Here is a 291-nt window from a genome sequence, read left to right on the forward strand (position 1 = left end):
GATGCGCGCCGACCTCAGCGCCGACCAATATCGCCAGGCCCTCGAGCGCCTCCAGAACTACATCCAGGCCGGTGACTGCTATCAAGTCAACTTCGCCCAACGCTTTCGCGCGCAATGTGAAGGCGACCCATGGGCCGCCTATTGCGCCCTGCGAGCCGCCTGCCCGACGCCGCTTTCCGGATTCCAGAGCCGGCCCGACGGCGGCGCGGTGCTTAGCCTGTCGCCGGAGCGCTTCGTCAAAGTCAGCGAGCGCCAGGTGGAAACCCGCCCGATCAAGGGCACTCGCACCCG

The 291-nt window shown here is 67.4% G+C and carries 1 protein-coding gene; it reads left to right on the forward strand.

What is annotated here, in order from left to right; translation table 11 throughout:
* Positions 1-291: chorismate-binding protein (locus BK665_RS33840; RefSeq protein ID WP_185076756.1), on the forward strand; the 291-nt coding region annotated here is incomplete at both ends.

This window comes from Pseudomonas frederiksbergensis (assembly GCF_003732665.1).
Lineage (GTDB): Bacteria > Pseudomonadota > Gammaproteobacteria > Pseudomonadales > Pseudomonadaceae > Aquipseudomonas > Aquipseudomonas frederiksbergensis_G.